Origin of the sequence: Citrobacter freundii complex sp. 2024EL-00216 (genome assembly GCF_043945515.1) — a bacterium.
GTDB classification, from domain to species: Bacteria; Pseudomonadota; Gammaproteobacteria; order Enterobacterales; family Enterobacteriaceae; genus Citrobacter; species Citrobacter portucalensis.
Window position 1 is genome coordinate 21,310 of the sequence record NZ_JBIMRA010000012.1, and the last position, 16,902, is coordinate 38,211.

Genomic DNA, 16,902 nt, shown 5'->3' on the forward strand with positions numbered 1-16,902 from the left:
ATGTGCATTAACGCTGAATTTGAAGATTAATTAACCAATTGAAATGACGCGCTAATTTTACTGTTGACACCTCATGGTGAGGTCAGTAATATGCGCCTCGTTCACACGATTCCTCTGTAGTTCAGTCGGTAGAACGGCGGACTGTTAATCCGTATGTCACTGGTTCGAGTCCAGTCAGAGGAGCCAGATTTTAGTCTCAAGACATCTCAGTGAGTCTTAAGACGTTTTAAAAACAAGCAGTTAGATTGACCCGGTTGTCCTGGTAAGGATTGCCGGGTTTCTTGACATCTGTAGTTTTTGGGGGCTTAATCGGGGGCCTCACGGTTCGTTGAACGAATGGAGCCCCCCGCTATGGCACTCACTGATACCGCTATCCGCAAGCTCAGACCCACAGACAAACCCTTCAAACTCGGCGACAGCGCCGGACTGTACCTGCTGATCAAACCTAACGGCTCAAAACTCTGGTACATGAAGTTCCGTATTGACGGGAAAGAGAAGAAGCTGGCCTTTGGTCCTTACCCGGATGTTTCCCTGCTTACGGCACGCCAGCTCCGCGATGCGGCACGCAGTAAAATACGTTCAGGGGTCGATCCCGCCGTTGACAAAAAAATCGCACAGCAGAAAAAGAAAAACGGACAGACATTCCGCCAGATCGCCATGAACTGGCATGCCGATCACCGGCGCTGGTCTGAACATTATGCGGCGACCATCCAGCGCAGGCTGGAAATGTATGTATTCCCGGATATCGGGGACAAATACATCGATCAAATCGTCACAGAAGATCTGCTGTTTACCCTGCGTAAAGTGGAGAACAAAGGCTTTCTGGAGATCACTGCACGGCTGAAAAATTACGTTACCGAGATCATGCGTTATGCGGTGAAAAAGCAGTTAATCAGGTCAAACCCGGCGCTGGATCTGGACGGCGAATTTACGCCACCGGAGACTCAACATTACCCGGCCCTGCCGCTTGAGAAACTACCAGAATTATTATCCCGGACGGATAACTACTCCGGCAGACTACTGACACGGTATGCGCTTAAGCTGTCGCTGCTGTTCTTTGTGCGCTCCAGCGAACTGCGCTTTGCCCGCTGGAGTGAAATCGACTGGCAGCAGAAGCTCTGGATAATCCCGGAAGAACGTGAGCAGATCGAAAACGTGCGCTTCTCTCATCGTGGCACAAAGATGAAAACACAGCACATTGTTCCGCTGTCCGATCAGGCAATGGCGATCCTGAAACAAACTGAAGCGCTCTCCGGGCATCTGGCGTTTATTTTCCCCGGCGAATACGACCAGGATAAGTGCATGAGTGACAACACCATCAACAAGGCATTGCGCGTGATGGGCTACGACACCCGAAAAGAGATCTGCGGTCACGGCTTCCGGGCGATGGCGTGCAGCGCGCTGAGTGAGTCGGGGTTGTGGAGCAAAGAGGCGATTGAAAAGCAAATGAGCCATCAGGAAAGGAACAGCGTGCGTGCTGCCTATATTCATAAGGCTGAATATCTGGAGGAGCGGATCAATATGATGCAGTGGTGGGCGGATTATCTTGATGCAAATACTGATGGGTATGTGTCGCCTTACCAGTACGCAGGCAACCTGAAGGAAGTCTCGTAACGTAAAAATGAGTCTCACCAGTTTTCATGGAGAGATTTTATTCCAGATTCAGGCCGCCAGAATTTTACTTGTTGGTGAAGCTAACATATCAACTCAGCTTCAGCAGCTCCCTGTCACTTCTGACAGATTTTATTTTCTCCCGTCTACGCGTAGAACTAAGCATGCAGAATTAGGGAGGAAATATGTCAACGAAATTTTTGAAATTAACGCATAAAACACATGACGATTCTGTCTATGTAGATCAGGTGCAACAACTTGATTCGCATAATTTCAATGCCAGTGCGGTTCTTGTTCGCAACCATGAGCATTTCGATGATTTTATTCCTACTGCTGCCTGTATTAATCCTATGTTCATACTGGAAACTGCCAGACAGATTGAAACTATCATTTCTCATAAATATTATAATGTAGAGGAGGATTGTCACTTCGTATTACTAAAATGGTCATTTATATATAAGCAAGCAAAGATGACAGATGATAACACTATTTCTGCATCGATAAATACTGAGCAACTGACGTGCGGAAAAGCAAAAAGTAATTTGTTCAAAATGAAGTTCTATTATAATGAGATGATAATTTGTAAGGTATATATAAATGTAAGGTACGTTACAGCTCAAACCTATAAGGTTATTCGAGGGAATGTTCATATTGAACCACTTCAATATTGCAAACGTAATATATTACCAGAATACGTAGGATATCACAATGATATAAATGTCTGTTTAAATCATTTTAACGATAGTATTCGACATAGTTACTCTGTCGTTGATATCCCTTCGAATAATATCACGCTTAATGATCACGTTCAGGATCATATTACAGGGATGAATCTTTCTGAAGCAGTAAAACAAACATGTTACTGTTATCTCAAATGCGTAATGGATGAAGATATTAGCCAGTTTATCCCTGTAATGATGAACTCAACTTTTTTTTCATATGTTGAAAACAACCAGGATGTGATGATCATTATTTCAAAGGTGAAATTACATGATGATTGCTATTGGTTTTCCGTTGACATAATGCAGAACGGAAATAAGAAAGCATTTTTTAAAGTTAAACTGAGAGGAAATCATGAATACATTAAAAGATATCCTGAATGATGTTTTTGGTGTTTCACTATCAGATATAAAAGATAGTTCAACACTGGAAGAGTTGGGGCTGGACTCAATTAGCATTATAGAGTACCAGATTGAAACGGAAAGAGTATTTAACCTTAAACAAGGGTCGCTTTCATTTACTAATCAGGACAATTTCACTTCGATAATGGAAAAAATAAAAGGAGTGAAGAATGAATGATATTGCGATAACAGGGTTAGGCATATTATCTTCTGCCGGAATAACACCAGATGAATGCTGGAATAATGTTATGGCTGGTAAAAGCATGGCCGCGTTTGATCCCAGATTACAGGAAGTGGATGTAAAAATAAGCTGCCCTGTAACTAAATGGGTTCCTTCTGATTATCTTAAAAAGTCAATAATATGGAGAACAGATCCCTTTATTCAGTATGCACTTTATGCTGCAGGTCAGGCCGTCAAGGATTCGGGGCTGGAGTGTTCTGAATCAGGCCCCCGGACAGGCCTGGTTGTTGGTAATTCTCTTGGTGGCGTAACATCGACTGAACTACTCAACCTGAGAGCGCAAAAAGAAGGTGTCATGTCCGTTGGCGGTGCGTATTTACTGTCAACTATGGGGAGTATGGCTTGTGGCAATATCGCAATGGAGCTTGGAATTAAGGGGCCGACATATCAGATAAATACAGCCTGTGCATCTGGCTCTGATGCTGTCGGGTTAGCGGGTAAAATGATAGAGCAAGGTAAATGCGATATTGTTATTGTCGGTGCTTCTGAGGCCCCTCTTACTCCACTGGTTGTTTCAGCCTTTTCCCGAATTGGAGCACTGACTCATAATGAAAATCTCCAGATAGCATCACGGCCTTTTGATCGTGAACGTGACGGTTTTGTTATGTCAGAGGGCGCAGCTTTTATCGTGCTTGAGAGAATGCAGCATGCAAAAGAAAGAAAAGCGAAGATTTACGCAAAATTATCCGGGTATGGCTCAGCTAATGATGCGTACCATGTAACGTCTCCCTCACCTGATGGTGATGGATTACGTTCCTCAATCAGCGCAGCGCTGGAAGATGCTGGATTAAAACCTGCCGATATTGATTGTATCAATGCACATGGCACCTCAACGCCACTGAATGATTTGACGGAAGGCAAAGTCATTACGGATTTGTTTGGTGAATCAACGTATGTCACCTCAACCAAGGGCGTTACAGGACACAGTCTTGCCGCGACAGGTGCTATTGAGGCTGTATTGTCGGTATTAAAAATACATCACGATTCAATTCCACCTGTTGGTGGATTAAACCATCCTGATGAAAAAATAATATTGAATCTGGTCAGTGAGCCAATAAAAAATGCAGGTTTAAGACATGTCATGAGTAACTCACTTGGTTTTGGTGGACAAAATGCATCAATAATCCTGTCCCGTTATGAATAAGAGGGTATAAAAATGAAGCTAAAAAAAATCAAACTAATCGCTATTGACAGTGATGGTGTTATTTTAAACGATACCTATAGCCCGGCTATTAAGATTTTTGTTGAACAGTATGGTGTGAACTATACCGCCGATATAGAACGGTCAGTATGGGGATCACCACAGATTACTGCCGGACACAATCTGGCTTTGGCCTGCAAACTTCCCTTTTCCGGGGAAAAAGTTATTCATGACTTTTTTAATGTCAGAGACACCTATTTAAAAGATCATCCTGTTCAGGTTGAACCGGGTATCGAACCTATTTTAAAAATGATGCAGGAATCTGGTGCCAGGATTGTCTGTTATGGTGGGAGGGATAAGCAATACTGTTTTGACAGATTCCTGGGAGATTATCGGCAATATTTCGATGCTAAGCACCCCTATGTTGATATCAATGCATTTCGCCCAGGTGTCAATGAAATTATTACCGATGTTTTCAAGGTTAATTATGATGAAGCCATTTTTATTGACGATATAAATCGTGTTGCGGAAGTATGCAAAGCATTTGGAACAGGGTTTATAGGTGTTCCGGCCCGGATGGAACATAACTTTCAACGAGAGGAAATGATCAGAACCGGAGTCAAACATATGGTTGAAAAATTCTCTGATATCACTGAAAACCTTTTGGGCTGTATTGATCAGGAACTTTCTGATAAAAACATATGGTGAGAGTTGAGTATAGCATGGAAAAGATAATTGCTTATATAATCCCGATAATTTGTGGTTTAACTGCGGCTAATATGTATTACATTCAGCCTCTGGTTCCCTTTGCACAGTCAGCATTGCAAATAGGTTATGAACAAACCTCTATGCTATACTCATTTTCCTTAGCCGGAAACGCATTATCATTGTTGTTTCTTGTCCCATTAGGTGATTTTTATAATAAAAAATCCATTATCATTCTATTATATCTGACCAGTTTTGTTGCTTTGCTTGTTTTCTATTTTTCCAGCTATTATCCGTTTCTGGCTATATGTTCAATGTTTATTGGTATTGGAACTTCAGCATTACCACTAATCACGGCGGTATTTAGTAAAAGAGAGAATGGTCATATCATTATCGGTCGTATTATGGGGGGAGTATTACTTGGTATTCTTGCATCCAGATTTGTTGCCGGGGTTCTGTGTGAAATTTGGGGATGGAAATCAGTCTATGCACTGTCAGCGATGATTACCTGCTTGTGTCTGTTCATATTAAAAATCATTTTCCCTGATGAAAAGCAAGGCCATAAGGCAAGTTATATCGAGATCTTGTCTTCTAATATTAATACTATTGTAATGAACAAAGTTGTCAGATTCTATAGTATCACTGGTTTTTCCCTGATGTTTGTTTTTTCTTCTTTCTGGAATAATATATCGTCTTATCTGACCTCTGCTTTTCATTTTAATGGCTATGAGATCGGTCTGTTCTCTCTGGCTGGGGTGGCAGGTGCTTCTTCTGCTTACTTTTCAAATGTAATATTTAAAATAATCCCTCATGGGAACCGTTTTCTTTTTTCAGGCTGCGTGATTTCCTTAATGATAGTATTGTTTTTTCATTATTCACTAGCCGCATTGATTTTGGGTACGTTATTAGTTGATGCATTTATTCAGCTTATTCATGTCAACAATCAGATTACTATGTACTCTTTATGCCGGGGAAACGAAGCAAGGGCTGCAAGTAGTTATATGACAAGTTTTGTCATAGGAGGCGCAGTTGGAGGATATCTGTCGTCCATTGTGTTCATTAATTTCTCATGGACTGGGGTCATAGTAATATGCATTTTAATCTGTTTTATTTCAATGACTATGAGGTTAAAAAATTAACATGAGTGTCATAGATAATGTTTTTAATAAGCGCAGAGAGATTGATTACTTTCTTTCGCTAATGACAGGTGATGAAAAACATGAACCCTCATCAATATCAACACTTGATGTCATATGGGTTCTTTTTGAGAAAATATTAAACTTAACACCGGAGAATGTTACATCAGATCTCAGGGACAGGTTTTTCTTATCTAAAGGGCATGGCCCTATGGCGTTCTATTCAATTCTGGCATTAAAAGGTTTCATTTCTCCGGAGATACTGAACACTTATGGAGAATATGACAGTATCCTTGGATACCATCCGGATCGAACAAAAATGGATTGTATTGAAATTTCCAGTGGCTCTCTGGGGCATGGATTGCCTATGGCGTTAGGGTCGATCTACGGATTGCGGGCGAGAGGAATTACGGGGCCTGAGCACTGGGTTCTCATGGGCGATGCAGAATTAGATGAGGGCTCTAACTTTGAGGCGATTGCTTTCGCAGGAAGAAACAGCGTATCTGAACTCAATCTGATCGTTATTGATAATGATTCAGCAAGCCTTGGGTGGCCTGGTGGGGTTGGACATCGTTTTTCAGTTGAAGGCTGGGAAGTCAGCAATGTTGATGGGAGAGATCATGCCGCTTTGTACGAAGCCTTCAAAAAATCTCACCCCTATAAGCCCCACGTTATCATTGCATCGGTTGAGACAAAATCAGGCAAACCACGTAGAAGTTTTTGAGGAATTTAATTATGAAGCATGTACTTACATGGGATCAGAGATTTGCTGAAATTAACGCCATGCGCCAGCGCTTTGCCGTCGTTATGTCAGATCTGATTAAACAGAATAATAACCTGGCCTTAATCCTCGCGGATATTACAGCGGAACGATTCACCGACGTGATTGAAGCCTATCCTGAGCGAGTGGTTAATGTAGGGATCAGGGAACAATTGATGATTGATATGGCCGGGGGGTTCGCTCTTGCTGGGATGCGCCCTTTTGCCCATACCTTTGCAAGTTTTCTTATTGAAAGACCTTTTGAACAGATAAAAATTGCTTTAACGCACCAGAATGTAGGAGCTGTTTTGGTGAGTGCCGGTGCGTCTTATGATTTGTCTGTTGACGGACGGACTCACCAGTCTCCTGCTGATGTTGCGCTACTGAATACCTTAGAGGGCTGGAATATTATCATTCCGGGAAATGCAGAAGAGGCTGAATATGCTCTACGTAAAGCGGCATCGGATACCGGATCTTACTATATTCGACTCTCAACAGAGGTGAATCAGGAAACATACTGGGATGGAGAAAACCACTTCAGTGTATTAAAAAAAGGTAGCCAGGGGACAGTCATTGCAGTTGGTCCCGTTGCTGACCGGGTAATGAATGCCACAGAAGGAATGGATGTTACTGTACTCTATACACCGGTGCTCTCGCCATTTGATGGAAAAGGATTGCTTGAAACTTTATCAAAACCATCCATTGTCATTGTCGAACCCTGTCTGGAGGGAACCTCTGCGCATGCTGTCTCATGTGCTCTTGAACAAATCCCTCACCGACTTTTATGTCTGGGTGTTAAACGCGATGAATTACGTCAATTTGGCACACCAGAGGAACATATAAGAGCTCATGGGTTGGATGTATCAGGCTTGCACAGTCGGTTTACATCATTTTTTTCCCTTTGATGGTACTTCCTTACTGTTAAATCAGTCCTTCACTGGTGGCTTTAAATATTGCATATTTAACAGAAGTTACATCAAGCTTAATCAATATATTATTAATATGAAACCTCACTGTTCGTTCACATATACCAAGAATCAGCGCGATCTCACCATAGGTTTTTCCTGTTTTCAGAAGATTGGCTACTTCATGTTCTCTTTTAGTGAACTTACAGGGAGGTTCTATTTTGTAGTGTTTCTCGAAGATACTTAAAATTTCATATAAGATATGCTCCTTATTGCCTGAAAATATATCAATTATTTCCTTATTATTTTCTTCAAAGTAAATAGTGAACAGTATTGTCACCTGTTGAATTTTAACGATGAAAGTAATCCCTGTATGGATTTTATACTTTTCAGATAAGTGTCTGATATCTTCGTTATTTGATTCTTCAGAATTCCAGAAGAAAGGGGTAATTCTCTCCTTCGCGCATTGCACGATATTACTGTGTATATGGAGTTTTCGTCTGATAAATTCAACCTCCCACGCATGTGGCATATTCGATATTATTTTAGCTTCATTAAGAGGATTTATTGTTATAATTGAATAAGTTTTTATATTTAAAGTCGCCAGATAATTCTGTAATGTTTTCTCTAACATTGTCATTTGCTCCCTATCATGATTGAAAAAAATTATTATGCTGATAAGTCTGCATTTTAACTATAGCCAGGAGGTTATGAGTTAAATACTGGTGATGGCTCAAAGTTACCGTTTATATCTAACTGCAACAGATAGTAATGTTTTTCTAAGCGGTTCGTGCTGAATCTGGACAGGTCCCACCCCGACGTATTGAGAATCCGATAGCAGTAACCGCATGGTCATTGCTACCCGGCCGCCAGCTTCCCTTGAGATCCCTGGTGCTTATTGATGATTTTATGGCATGGTGACCAGTGAATTGTAGGGCACACTGGCTGATAGTTATTACGTAACAAAGTCCCCTTCAAATAAAGCCAGCTGCGCCAGAATCCGAAAAGGCCAAAAGATAAAAGGCTAAGGGTAAAGACCTTTAAAGGTAACAGGACTTACCCCGAAAAGGCCAAAAGGCTTAAACCTCTGAGCAGGTGGATTACCGGGCAGCCTCTTCCGTCCGGTCACCAGTTCTTTGCTGATGACTGGACGGAAGAAGACAAGCAACGCGCGGCAGATTTACACTCATAAAATTTCGAAAAAATCTACAGGAAACTCTTTTTTATCAAAAAAAAGTTTCCCCTTTTCACGTCCATCGACCGGATGTAAGCTCCGGATTGCACAATGCTGTCGTTGGCAGCGCCCATGCTTCATGGCCTGAAAGAAGCGCCTGAGGAACTCAGGATGGCAGCCCCTACCGGTGAATACCTCCGCAAACACCGGCTCGCAGGTCACTGCGACAGAGGTCATACTTTACCGACAAAACGGCCTTTCGCTGCGCCAGCTCGCTGGTCAGCATTCCACGGCACCTGAAATTTCCGGGTCAATCCCTGTCCGGCTATGGATCAGCCTCCTTTACCCTGCGGGCTGCATTGCCGCCAGGCTTTGCTGCCGCGTGACCGTCAATCTGCGCCAGAATCCGCGATCTTTCGCGCCCGGCACTCAACCGGTGCGTCACTTTGCGTCGCGCAAAGCGACAAAGTGACGCACAACCACCACACCGCGCTATGCCACTGCTTTCAGGGCTTCTGCACATATTCCCTAATCTGATACGTCCTTTTTGGGCCGCTGTCAGCAAAAAGAGGAGAAAAAGATCGATGCCGAGGGGGGCATGATGCCCCGGAGAATTCCTGCTCTGGCAGGCAGTCCGTACCGTGTACTGGCTGAAACTCCCTATACCTCAACAAGCTGCCACTCCGGCGTGAAGGTATCGTTCTGGCGCAGCCAAAAAGCATACGCCGGAGACCATTTGTGTTCCCAAAATTAAGGGGGAGTATATGGGCAAGTTAGGTGGTGAAATGAAGGCGCTGGCAAAGCACTGTGGCGGTAGTCATAAAACGGTGAACGATCGCATCCATATCGTGCAACGTTTTGATCAGCATTTACGGGGACTGAACATCCAAATCCAGCGGGTAGCGCAGATTAAGGTTCGCCACATTGAAAGCTACATTCATGAAAGACTGGCGCAGGGGATCGGCAAACGCACGCTACAGAATGAAATGGCTTCGCTGCGTGCCGTACTGCAACAGGCCGGGCGTAAGCAGGTGGCAGAGCATGAGCGACTGACAAACAAATCCCTGGGGCTTTCTGGCGAATCCCGCTCTGGTACGCGACAGGCCATCACACCGGATCATTACCAGCATGTGCTGGAAATGGCCCGCACGAAAGATCCGGGGCTGGCGGCAGCACTGGAACTGTCGCGGCTGATGGGATTGCGCTCACAGGAAGCGGTGCAAAGCGCACAATCACTGAAAACGTGGAAACAGGCTGTTGAACGGGGTGATACGCGTTTAACCGTGGTTTTCGGCACCAAAGGCGGACGACCCCGTGAGACGGTGATTCTGGATTCTGACGCACTTAACAAAGCGCTGGATAATGCATTAGCTGTCGCAGGAAGCCGTAATAACCGGCTGATCGATAAGCCCGATCTGAAAAGTGCGATGAACTATTGGCACAATCAGGCAAAACGAATCGGCCTGACTGGCGCATATTCTCCGCATTCGTTGCGTTATGCGTGGGCACAGGATGCTGCCCATCACTATCTGGCCCAAGGATTAAGCCAGAAAGAGGTGCTGGCAATGGTAGCGATGGAGCTGGGGCATGGTGACGGGCGTGGGCGCTGGGTGGCACAGGTGTACGGACGTGATAATAAAACTTGCGTAACAGGCGTAGAATAAGGCGATCATGTGGTATTAGCTATGTAACAACATCCACTATGCGCCTATTATTTCTACAGGAACAGCAATCACACTTCCATTTGAAAACATCTAAAGTCAATTCTGTTTGAGGTAATAACCTTGGAAAACGAGTAACATAGAGGTATCTTAACAGTGTCTGATAGCTACTCTTTCGCTGTCATAGCAAAGTGATAGAAGGAATTTGAATGAGTATCAAAGTACGGATCCTCCAAGCTAATCATGGCGATTGCATTCTGATTACGCATGAAGACGTAGAATGCTGTTTTAACCTACTTATTGATGGCGGAAATGCTGCAACCTTCAAGCATGGTGTCGCTGAGAGGCACAAAGGTGCACTTTGCAGCGCTCTTGATGAATTAAAAGCAAAAAAACAATGTATCGATCTAGCTATTTTGACCCATATTGATGACGATCATATTGGTGGTTTTCTGAAAGCCTTCAAGGCTCAAGGATATCTGAGTGAAATGGTCAAATCCATATGGTTTAACTCATCAAAGCTGATTACTGACTATTTTGGCGAACCGGAGATCCCCGAAAACAATATTCATCTTGAATTTGACTCGCCAAATACAAGTGCACAACAAGGAAAATCTCTAGAAGCTGCGTTAGACAAAGTTGATTGCCAACGCGCATCATTAATCATTGCTGGCCAAACGATTCAGGCGGGTCCTTTTACTTTCAAAATCCTTTCGCCTAACGAAGAAGGTCTAAGGAAACTTTTGCAGGTATGGCCTAAGGAAAAAGCTCCGGCTGAAACTTCTGTTACAACCGATTACCAAATGAGTATTGACGATCTCTTGAAAGACGATTCCTTCGAATCTGATAGTTCTATACCTAATGGGAGTTCAATAGCATTTATTCTCAGTGTTGATGGCATTAATATGCTTTTTCTTGGTGATGCGCATGACGAAGTAGTGGTTTCAGAGTTGCATGCTTTAGGATACCGTTCAGACAATAAGCTACCAGTAAAACTCGTCAAAGTTTCCCATCATGGGAGTAAATACAACACAAGTCCAGAGTTTCTTAATCTGGTACATAGTAACAGCTATATAATTTCTAGCAATGGTGCAATCCATGGGCTCCCTGATAAGAGAACCATCGCAAGAATTATGACGGAAACCGATGCCACAGTTCTGTTTAATTATGAAAAAATCATCCAAGAACTTAGTTTAAAAGGCAAGGACGAGCACTACTCCAAGAGGCTTTCAGGATTTAATGGGGAGCTCAATTTTTAAAAATGACTGCTGATGAGCTAATTATTTCACATTCTGTTAAAGTAAACAGAGGTAGCGGAGTTCTGATTGGTGCGTTGTCTTCCGAATTTACTTACGTTTTGACTGCACACCACGTAATCGATGGTCCTATTACTGTGAGTCGTAATGGTCAAGAAATAAATGTCATCGGAGCTCCTTATCACCATCAAAACTACGACTGCTCGATTATAAAGGTCGAATATCAATCTGATATATTTCAGCGAGTGTGGAACAGGGAGCTTAGCTCCGGTTCTAGGATTTCATTCGTAGGTTATCCTAGATCCAATGTTGAATCAGATAGCCCATATAAAATTTATTCAGGTATTTCTAATAACCATGCTCATCAAACCATAGTATGCAATCTAGATAACTCCCCAAACCAAGAATCAATCGAAGGGATGTCAGGTGGCGGGGTTTACTATATTGAAGATGGTTTACCTTACTTGTGGGCAGTAGAATGTAGGATGGATGATGAAGATGCCAGTGCACGTTATGGTAGAGTCCGTTGTGTTGCTCTGACGTGCTTCGATCAAATTATCGAAGCCAATCAACTCATACCAATAGCCCCTTTTTTCATGCAATGTTTCTCCAATCTTAGAAGTGATATTTTCCACTTTGAAGCTGCAAGACCTGAGAATGTTGAAAAATTGCGACAAAAACTTGATGAGCAAGCCGAGTGGCTAATTGAGCATGCGATGCCTACTCCTTATGATCTGATGGTACGTTATAAACGAGAATTGTTACTAAATAATAGCGAACCTGATTCAACAGTTTTAGATAGAAGTCTATGGATAGCTTATCTAGAATTTGTAGTTATTTCATCAATACTTGATCAAAAATATGTTATTGATGGACAATATCTGGAAGAGTTGGATCGCAAGCGCCGTTTTATTTATTCTAGCAGTAATGGAAACTGGCTATGCCAATTGTCTGATATTTTCAAAGTAGCACGAAGTATGCTTGATGTTAATGGGGCTATACTGATCAATTCACCGCAAGAAAACGCCGTAGGTTTACCTGACCCCGAAGATATTGATGATATTATTGATGACATAGCCTCGTCGCCAAAATTCAGAGATCTCAATCGAATAGATAGTACTCATATTGACGTAATGAAAAGTTATTCAGTGGCTCATCTTAAAGGTTTACGGAATAGCCTTATTCTTGCAAAACATCGTGAATATGGGCGTTCAACACCTAGTCAACAATTAAGTATACTAAAGGCATACTATGATCAAGTTATCAAAGAAAGATCATGACCTCAACTTTTTAGTTTCAGAATTCGAAGGAATCAGATTCGAACTATTTTCAGTTGAAAAATTAAACTTCATAAATTGCATAGCATGTTGGTTTGACACATCTCAAGAGCTAGTAACTAAATGGAAAGAAATTCAGAGTATCATCTCCCTTAAGTTTAAACCAGAAAGCCGCTTCTCTAGATGGAATATTTATCTCGTATTATTGTGCCCAGACTCATTAGATATTCGGGATAAATATGTTATTGAAAATGATCGTTATGCAGCTAGGAAAATTGTTTTTGATAATCTAGGTACACAACTCCCACTTGAAAATATTGAGAGCAAAATCAACATTGAGTTACTAGGCACGGACCTTAAACTACAGGAGGTTATTCCCTCTGATAACTCCTCAGTAAAACTTCCTATAGCCTCGCTAATCAAAGATACACCAATTGGTTCGACTAGTGAGTCTAAAATGAAAAGAAATGAAATCATTAATAAATTAATTGAGTATTATAAACATAATGAAGATAAAGAAAGTTGAGATAGAAGGATTCCGTGCCTACAAGTTGAAAAAAGATGGGATATTTGATTTCACACTGAGCGATGGTACCCCCTCCAACTTTGTTGCGCTATATGCCCCTAATGGATTTGGGAAAAGCTCATTTTATGATGCAGTCGAATGGGCATTCACTAATAACTTAGAAAGATATGCGGGTGATCACACAAAAAAAAATAATCAACTCGCGGCTCGCAGTACAAAACAATCACAAGTACCGTTGAAGATTTTACGTAACAAAGATATTCCAGACAACATTACCACTGAAGTAAATGTAATCACCACACAAGGAAACTTTGTAAGGCAACTAAGAAAATTGAGATCCAATTCCATAGATCTCAATTTTGGAATTACTAAAGATAAAGAAGGGAAGAATTTTGGAAAAATAATTCTTTCTCAGGATGGCATCGATCGCTTTCTTAGAGAAGCTAAACCGCAAGAGCGATATGATCTTTTCATGCAATACTTTGGTGGTGAAGATGAAGCACTTCGTAAAGAAGTTACTGCACTGTTAAGCGAAAATAGTACAATACTGGATACCCTTCGTAGACAAAAAAGCGATGCTGAAAAGCAACTGAGTTCTCCTGTAGATACAGCAATTTTTGAAAAATTTAATTCAATAGCCATGAGCCTAAATATAGAGGGTGAATCAATACCTCTTGTTACGGATAATTTTGATCAAATTGCTGAATATGAAATAAAAAGCTCTATCGTTGAACGTAAACATGCTTTATCTATCAGAGGCTCAGCAGAAAGACAGCGCATAACCTCACTACAAGAGCAAGCATCTCGCCTTGAAGAATTTAAGGATAATATTGCTATAATTGCTGAACAGAATAAAAAAATCACTCGGACAACTAAAGGTATTACTGACATTCAGAGATACCAAATGCTTTCTAGTACTAATAATATCCACCAGAAAGATTGGCAAAAACTTACTAGAGAAATAAAGGAGATAGATACAATTGAAGGGTTAACACCCCAATTTTTAATAGACGAATCCGAATACAGAAAAGCTGTTAATGAACGAGATATTCTAGTCAACCAGAATACTGAACTAAATATAAAATTGATAGCTGCTCAATCAAATGAGAAGCAATGTCAAGAAGCTTTAACAGCAACAGACCAGCGCATGTTAATGCTACATTCTATTAATGATAGTAGCTCAACTACTTATTCAGAAATTTCGAACCATCAAGTTGGGCTATTAGAAATACAATCCAATCTCCAGAAAAAAACTGCAATTATCGAATTATCTAAATCAGAGCTTGAGCACTTTGCGAGAGATTTAACAAAGCTATCTACAATTTCATTTAGTGCTGAGACCATATTCGAGCAAGATTCTAGTCTTTTGGGATTATCCACTGAACGTCTTCAAAGTGTATATTCTGCTCAACAGGAGTTAATTTTACTACAACAGCATGACTCGACGATCAGGAGTACCCAAGTCACCCTTACACGCCAAAAAGAAGTTATCGAAGCTATTGTGAGCCAAGGATTGACCTACCTTGCCGAATGGCCCAGCAGTAACTGTCCTTTGTGTCGAGCAAAATATCCATCTTCTGATGATCTCAAACTAGCGATCAAGAATAATGACCTTTTGACTGAAACTGCAAGATTGAATGCACTTCAGCTAGAGCAAATTGCTACGAGGGAAAAATTACTTAAACATACTATTGATTCAGCAATCTCAGAAGCAAAAGAATGGATCGGTAAGAAAATTATCGAGCTTAAGGCTCAGATAAACCAAAAATCTTCGCTAATAGGCTCGACTGAAAAAGACATTCGCTCTCTTACGGCAACTATTAATACTGTCCAAGAGACGATTACTGCACTACAACTCAAAGTTTTAAATCTAGATTCTAAAGAACTTCGTATTCGACTTGAGGAAGAAATTTTAAGTTTATCTCACCTTAAGAATACACAGGCAGCTCAACTTATTTCGGCTAAAAGTGAGCTAACCAATATAAAAGCACTAGTACATAAAAATACAGTCAGACTCGATGAGTTACAATTATTGATATCTACCATCAATACAAAAGAATCATTTAGTAAGGTAGTCACTTTTGCATTAAGAGAATCTGTGCGTGAATATATTAATCTCCCGACCTATTGCGTTCAAAAACGAGCACAACTCGAACGTGATATTAATGAAAAAACAACACAAATGGAGAAATTATCTGCTGAGTGCAAGGACCTACAGCAGACAATGATAAATGATGGGAACTGGATGGAACATCAACAGTTACTTTCTCAACGAGATGAAATTTCAAAAACTATCAGCAATGCCAAGTTGATTGTAGATTCTTTCTTAGCTAATATTAATATGCTACTTCAGGAGGAAGTTGAAACTAATCCAGCCCTAATTCGTACCAAAATCGAGGCAGCAATTCAGGCTTCTACTAATCAATCAATTCGTCTAACGAAAAAAATAAATAAATTCGATCTGCTAGCCTCTCATCTTGAAGCATTCAAACCTTATCTTAATAGCTTAGAATTGCACAAAAAAATTGATGAGCTTGGTTTGAGAATCGAAGAACATCAGCATGTTGAGATGAAACTTTCAGCAGACCGTGAACTCATTTTCGCTGAATTACGCGATCGTATTGAGTCATTTTTCTTTACGGATTTGATAAATTCAATCTATAGCAAAATAGATCCACATCCCTCATTCAAAAAGGTTGAATTTATTCCTGATTTCGAGGGAGTTCAGCCTGGTCTGAACATTATCTTGAAAGATGAAACAGGAGATCTGATTTCTCCAATGCTTTATTTTAGTGCAGCACAGCTCAATATTTTGAGTCTGAGTGTATTTCTAGCTAATGCTCTTCATGCGAAAGATGATAAGGGTAATCCCCTTGATGTCATTCTTATTGATGACCCCATTCAGTCAATGGATTCAATCAATGTTCTTGCAGTGATCGACCTATTCAGAAATATTTCCCTGCGTTTCAATAAGCAAATTATAATATCAACACACGATGAAAACTTCTTTGAGTTATTAAAGCTAAAAATACCAAGTGAAATATTAGGTTCTAAGTTTTTGCAGCTAGAAAGTTATGGTGTAGTCAGACAAACTCAGAGTGCTCACGACTTTGTTGCAGGAATGCCGAGAACACATCTAGCAAATAATAAGGACGGATGAAATATCAATGACAGATAATTATCCAAAGAGATAACATTCATCTCTTTGGATATTACTGCATTTAGATCTTAACATTGATATAGATGTAAATGGATAATTTATCTATTCTCCTGTATGCCTTTATTAGCATAATAGCAAACAATATTTAGGTACAGTATTTCATCTAGATTCTAAGTTGATATTTAAGGAGGAATATCCAGTCTCAGAAGGTTGAATTTTATTTGATGG

General features: G+C 41.0%; 14 protein-coding genes and 1 tRNA gene. 14 read left to right on the forward strand and 1 reads right to left on the reverse strand.

What is annotated here, in order from left to right; translation table 11 throughout:
* Positions 1 to 110: 110 nt before the first annotated feature.
* From ACHHZ7_RS16295 to ACHHZ7_RS16335, 9 genes are all read left to right on the forward strand, one after another.
* Positions 111 to 186, forward strand: a tRNA-Asn gene (locus ACHHZ7_RS16295).
* Positions 187 to 351: 165 nt separating this feature from the next.
* A complete protein-coding gene (locus ACHHZ7_RS16300) occupies positions 352 to 1,614 on the forward strand; it encodes an integrase arm-type DNA-binding domain-containing protein (RefSeq protein WP_060683631.1) in 1,263 nt (420 codons plus the stop codon).
* A gap of 182 nt (positions 1,615 to 1,796) precedes the next feature.
* The gene (locus ACHHZ7_RS16305; RefSeq protein WP_060683630.1) at positions 1,797 to 2,714 is read left to right on the forward strand and encodes an AfsA-related hotdog domain-containing protein; all 918 of its coding nucleotides are present in this window, start codon (positions 1,797 to 1,799) and stop codon (positions 2,712 to 2,714) included.
* Positions 2,686 to 2,910: an acyl carrier protein gene (locus tag ACHHZ7_RS16310; protein WP_060683629.1), complete on the forward strand. Its 225-nt coding sequence runs from the start codon at positions 2,686 to 2,688 to the stop codon at positions 2,908 to 2,910. Before ACHHZ7_RS16305 ends, ACHHZ7_RS16310 begins: the two co-directional genes overlap by 29 nt.
* A complete protein-coding gene (locus ACHHZ7_RS16315; protein WP_060683628.1) occupies positions 2,903 to 4,117 on the forward strand; it encodes a beta-ketoacyl synthase in 1,215 nt (404 codons plus the stop codon). Before ACHHZ7_RS16310 ends, ACHHZ7_RS16315 begins: the two co-directional genes overlap by 8 nt.
* A 12-nt stretch (positions 4,118 to 4,129) precedes the next feature.
* Positions 4,130 to 4,822, forward strand: coding sequence for an HAD family hydrolase (locus ACHHZ7_RS16320; RefSeq protein ID WP_071845306.1), 693 nt, complete (start codon positions 4,130 to 4,132; stop codon positions 4,820 to 4,822).
* A 14-nt stretch (positions 4,823 to 4,836) separates the two neighbouring features.
* The gene (locus ACHHZ7_RS16325; RefSeq protein ID WP_164091713.1) at positions 4,837 to 5,958 is read left to right on the forward strand and encodes an MFS transporter; all 1,122 of its coding nucleotides are present in this window, start codon (positions 4,837 to 4,839) and stop codon (positions 5,956 to 5,958) included.
* 1 nt (position 5,959) lies between these two features.
* The gene (locus ACHHZ7_RS16330) at positions 5,960 to 6,679 is read left to right on the forward strand and encodes a hypothetical protein (RefSeq protein WP_060683626.1); all 720 of its coding nucleotides are present in this window, start codon (positions 5,960 to 5,962) and stop codon (positions 6,677 to 6,679) included.
* Positions 6,680 to 6,690: 11 nt separating this feature from the next.
* Positions 6,691 to 7,620 carry a transketolase family protein gene (locus ACHHZ7_RS16335; protein WP_081003623.1) on the forward strand — a complete coding sequence of 310 codons (930 nt, stop codon included), beginning with the start codon at positions 6,691 to 6,693 and terminating at the stop codon, positions 7,618 to 7,620.
* Between the two features lie 16 nt (positions 7,621 to 7,636).
* Here the strand turns inward: ACHHZ7_RS16335 and ACHHZ7_RS16340 are convergent, their stop codons facing one another.
* Positions 7,637 to 8,254: a LuxR family transcriptional regulator gene (locus ACHHZ7_RS16340; protein WP_060683625.1), complete on the reverse strand. Its 618-nt coding sequence runs from the start codon at positions 8,252 to 8,254 to the stop codon at positions 7,637 to 7,639.
* A gap of 1,304 nt (positions 8,255 to 9,558) precedes the next feature.
* Between ACHHZ7_RS16340 and ACHHZ7_RS16345 the strand changes: the two genes are divergently transcribed.
* The 5 genes from ACHHZ7_RS16345 (at position 9,559) to ACHHZ7_RS16365 (ending at position 16,674) form a co-directional block, all read left to right on the forward strand.
* The gene (locus ACHHZ7_RS16345) at positions 9,559 to 10,458 is read left to right on the forward strand and encodes an integrase domain-containing protein (protein ID WP_060683624.1); all 900 of its coding nucleotides are present in this window, start codon (positions 9,559 to 9,561) and stop codon (positions 10,456 to 10,458) included.
* A gap of 206 nt (positions 10,459 to 10,664) precedes the next feature.
* A complete protein-coding gene (locus tag ACHHZ7_RS16350; RefSeq protein ID WP_192463869.1) occupies positions 10,665 to 11,714 on the forward strand; it encodes a ComEC/Rec2 family competence protein in 1,050 nt (349 codons plus the stop codon).
* Positions 11,715 to 11,716: 2 nt separating this feature from the next.
* Entirely contained in the window at positions 11,717 to 12,991 is a 1,275-nt protein-coding gene (locus ACHHZ7_RS16355; RefSeq protein ID WP_060683623.1) for an ABC-three component system protein, read from the forward strand.
* Positions 12,963 to 13,514 carry an ABC-three component system middle component 1 gene (locus tag ACHHZ7_RS16360; RefSeq protein WP_060683622.1) on the forward strand — a complete coding sequence of 184 codons (552 nt, stop codon included), beginning with the start codon at positions 12,963 to 12,965 and terminating at the stop codon, positions 13,512 to 13,514. Before ACHHZ7_RS16355 ends, ACHHZ7_RS16360 begins: the two co-directional genes overlap by 29 nt.
* On the forward strand, positions 13,495 to 16,674 hold the full coding sequence (locus ACHHZ7_RS16365) for an AAA family ATPase (RefSeq protein WP_225623033.1): 3,180 nt from the start codon (positions 13,495 to 13,497) through the stop codon (positions 16,672 to 16,674). Before ACHHZ7_RS16360 ends, ACHHZ7_RS16365 begins: the two co-directional genes overlap by 20 nt.
* The last annotated feature ends 228 nt before the right edge of the window (positions 16,675 to 16,902 follow it).

Excerpts from the sequence above, each read along its gene's own strand:
- ACHHZ7_RS16345 (WP_060683624.1), top strand. The coding sequence starts at position 9,559 with ATGGGCAAGTTAGGTGGTGAAATGAAGGCGCTGGCAAAGCACTGTGGC.
- ACHHZ7_RS16340 (WP_060683625.1), bottom strand. The coding sequence starts at position 8,254 with ATGTTAGAGAAAACATTACAGAATTATCTGGCGACTTTAAATATAAAA.
- ACHHZ7_RS16300 (WP_060683631.1), top strand. The coding sequence starts at position 352 with ATGGCACTCACTGATACCGCTATCCGCAAGCTCAGACCCACAGACAAA.
- ACHHZ7_RS16310 (WP_060683629.1), top strand. The coding sequence starts at position 2,686 with ATGAATACATTAAAAGATATCCTGAATGATGTTTTTGGTGTTTCACTA.
- ACHHZ7_RS16315 (WP_060683628.1), top strand. The coding sequence starts at position 2,903 with ATGAATGATATTGCGATAACAGGGTTAGGCATATTATCTTCTGCCGGA.
- ACHHZ7_RS16325 (WP_164091713.1), top strand. The coding sequence starts at position 4,837 with ATGGAAAAGATAATTGCTTATATAATCCCGATAATTTGTGGTTTAACT.
- ACHHZ7_RS16305 (WP_060683630.1), top strand. The coding sequence starts at position 1,797 with ATGTCAACGAAATTTTTGAAATTAACGCATAAAACACATGACGATTCT.
- ACHHZ7_RS16360 (WP_060683622.1), top strand. The coding sequence starts at position 12,963 with ATGATCAAGTTATCAAAGAAAGATCATGACCTCAACTTTTTAGTTTCA.
- ACHHZ7_RS16335 (WP_081003623.1), top strand. The coding sequence starts at position 6,691 with ATGAAGCATGTACTTACATGGGATCAGAGATTTGCTGAAATTAACGCC.
- ACHHZ7_RS16330 (WP_060683626.1), top strand. The coding sequence starts at position 5,960 with ATGAGTGTCATAGATAATGTTTTTAATAAGCGCAGAGAGATTGATTAC.
- ACHHZ7_RS16350 (WP_192463869.1), top strand. The coding sequence starts at position 10,665 with ATGAGTATCAAAGTACGGATCCTCCAAGCTAATCATGGCGATTGCATT.
- ACHHZ7_RS16355 (WP_060683623.1), top strand. The coding sequence starts at position 11,717 with ATGACTGCTGATGAGCTAATTATTTCACATTCTGTTAAAGTAAACAGA.
- ACHHZ7_RS16365 (WP_225623033.1), top strand. The coding sequence starts at position 13,495 with ATGAAGATAAAGAAAGTTGAGATAGAAGGATTCCGTGCCTACAAGTTG.
- ACHHZ7_RS16320 (WP_071845306.1), top strand. The coding sequence starts at position 4,130 with ATGAAGCTAAAAAAAATCAAACTAATCGCTATTGACAGTGATGGTGTT.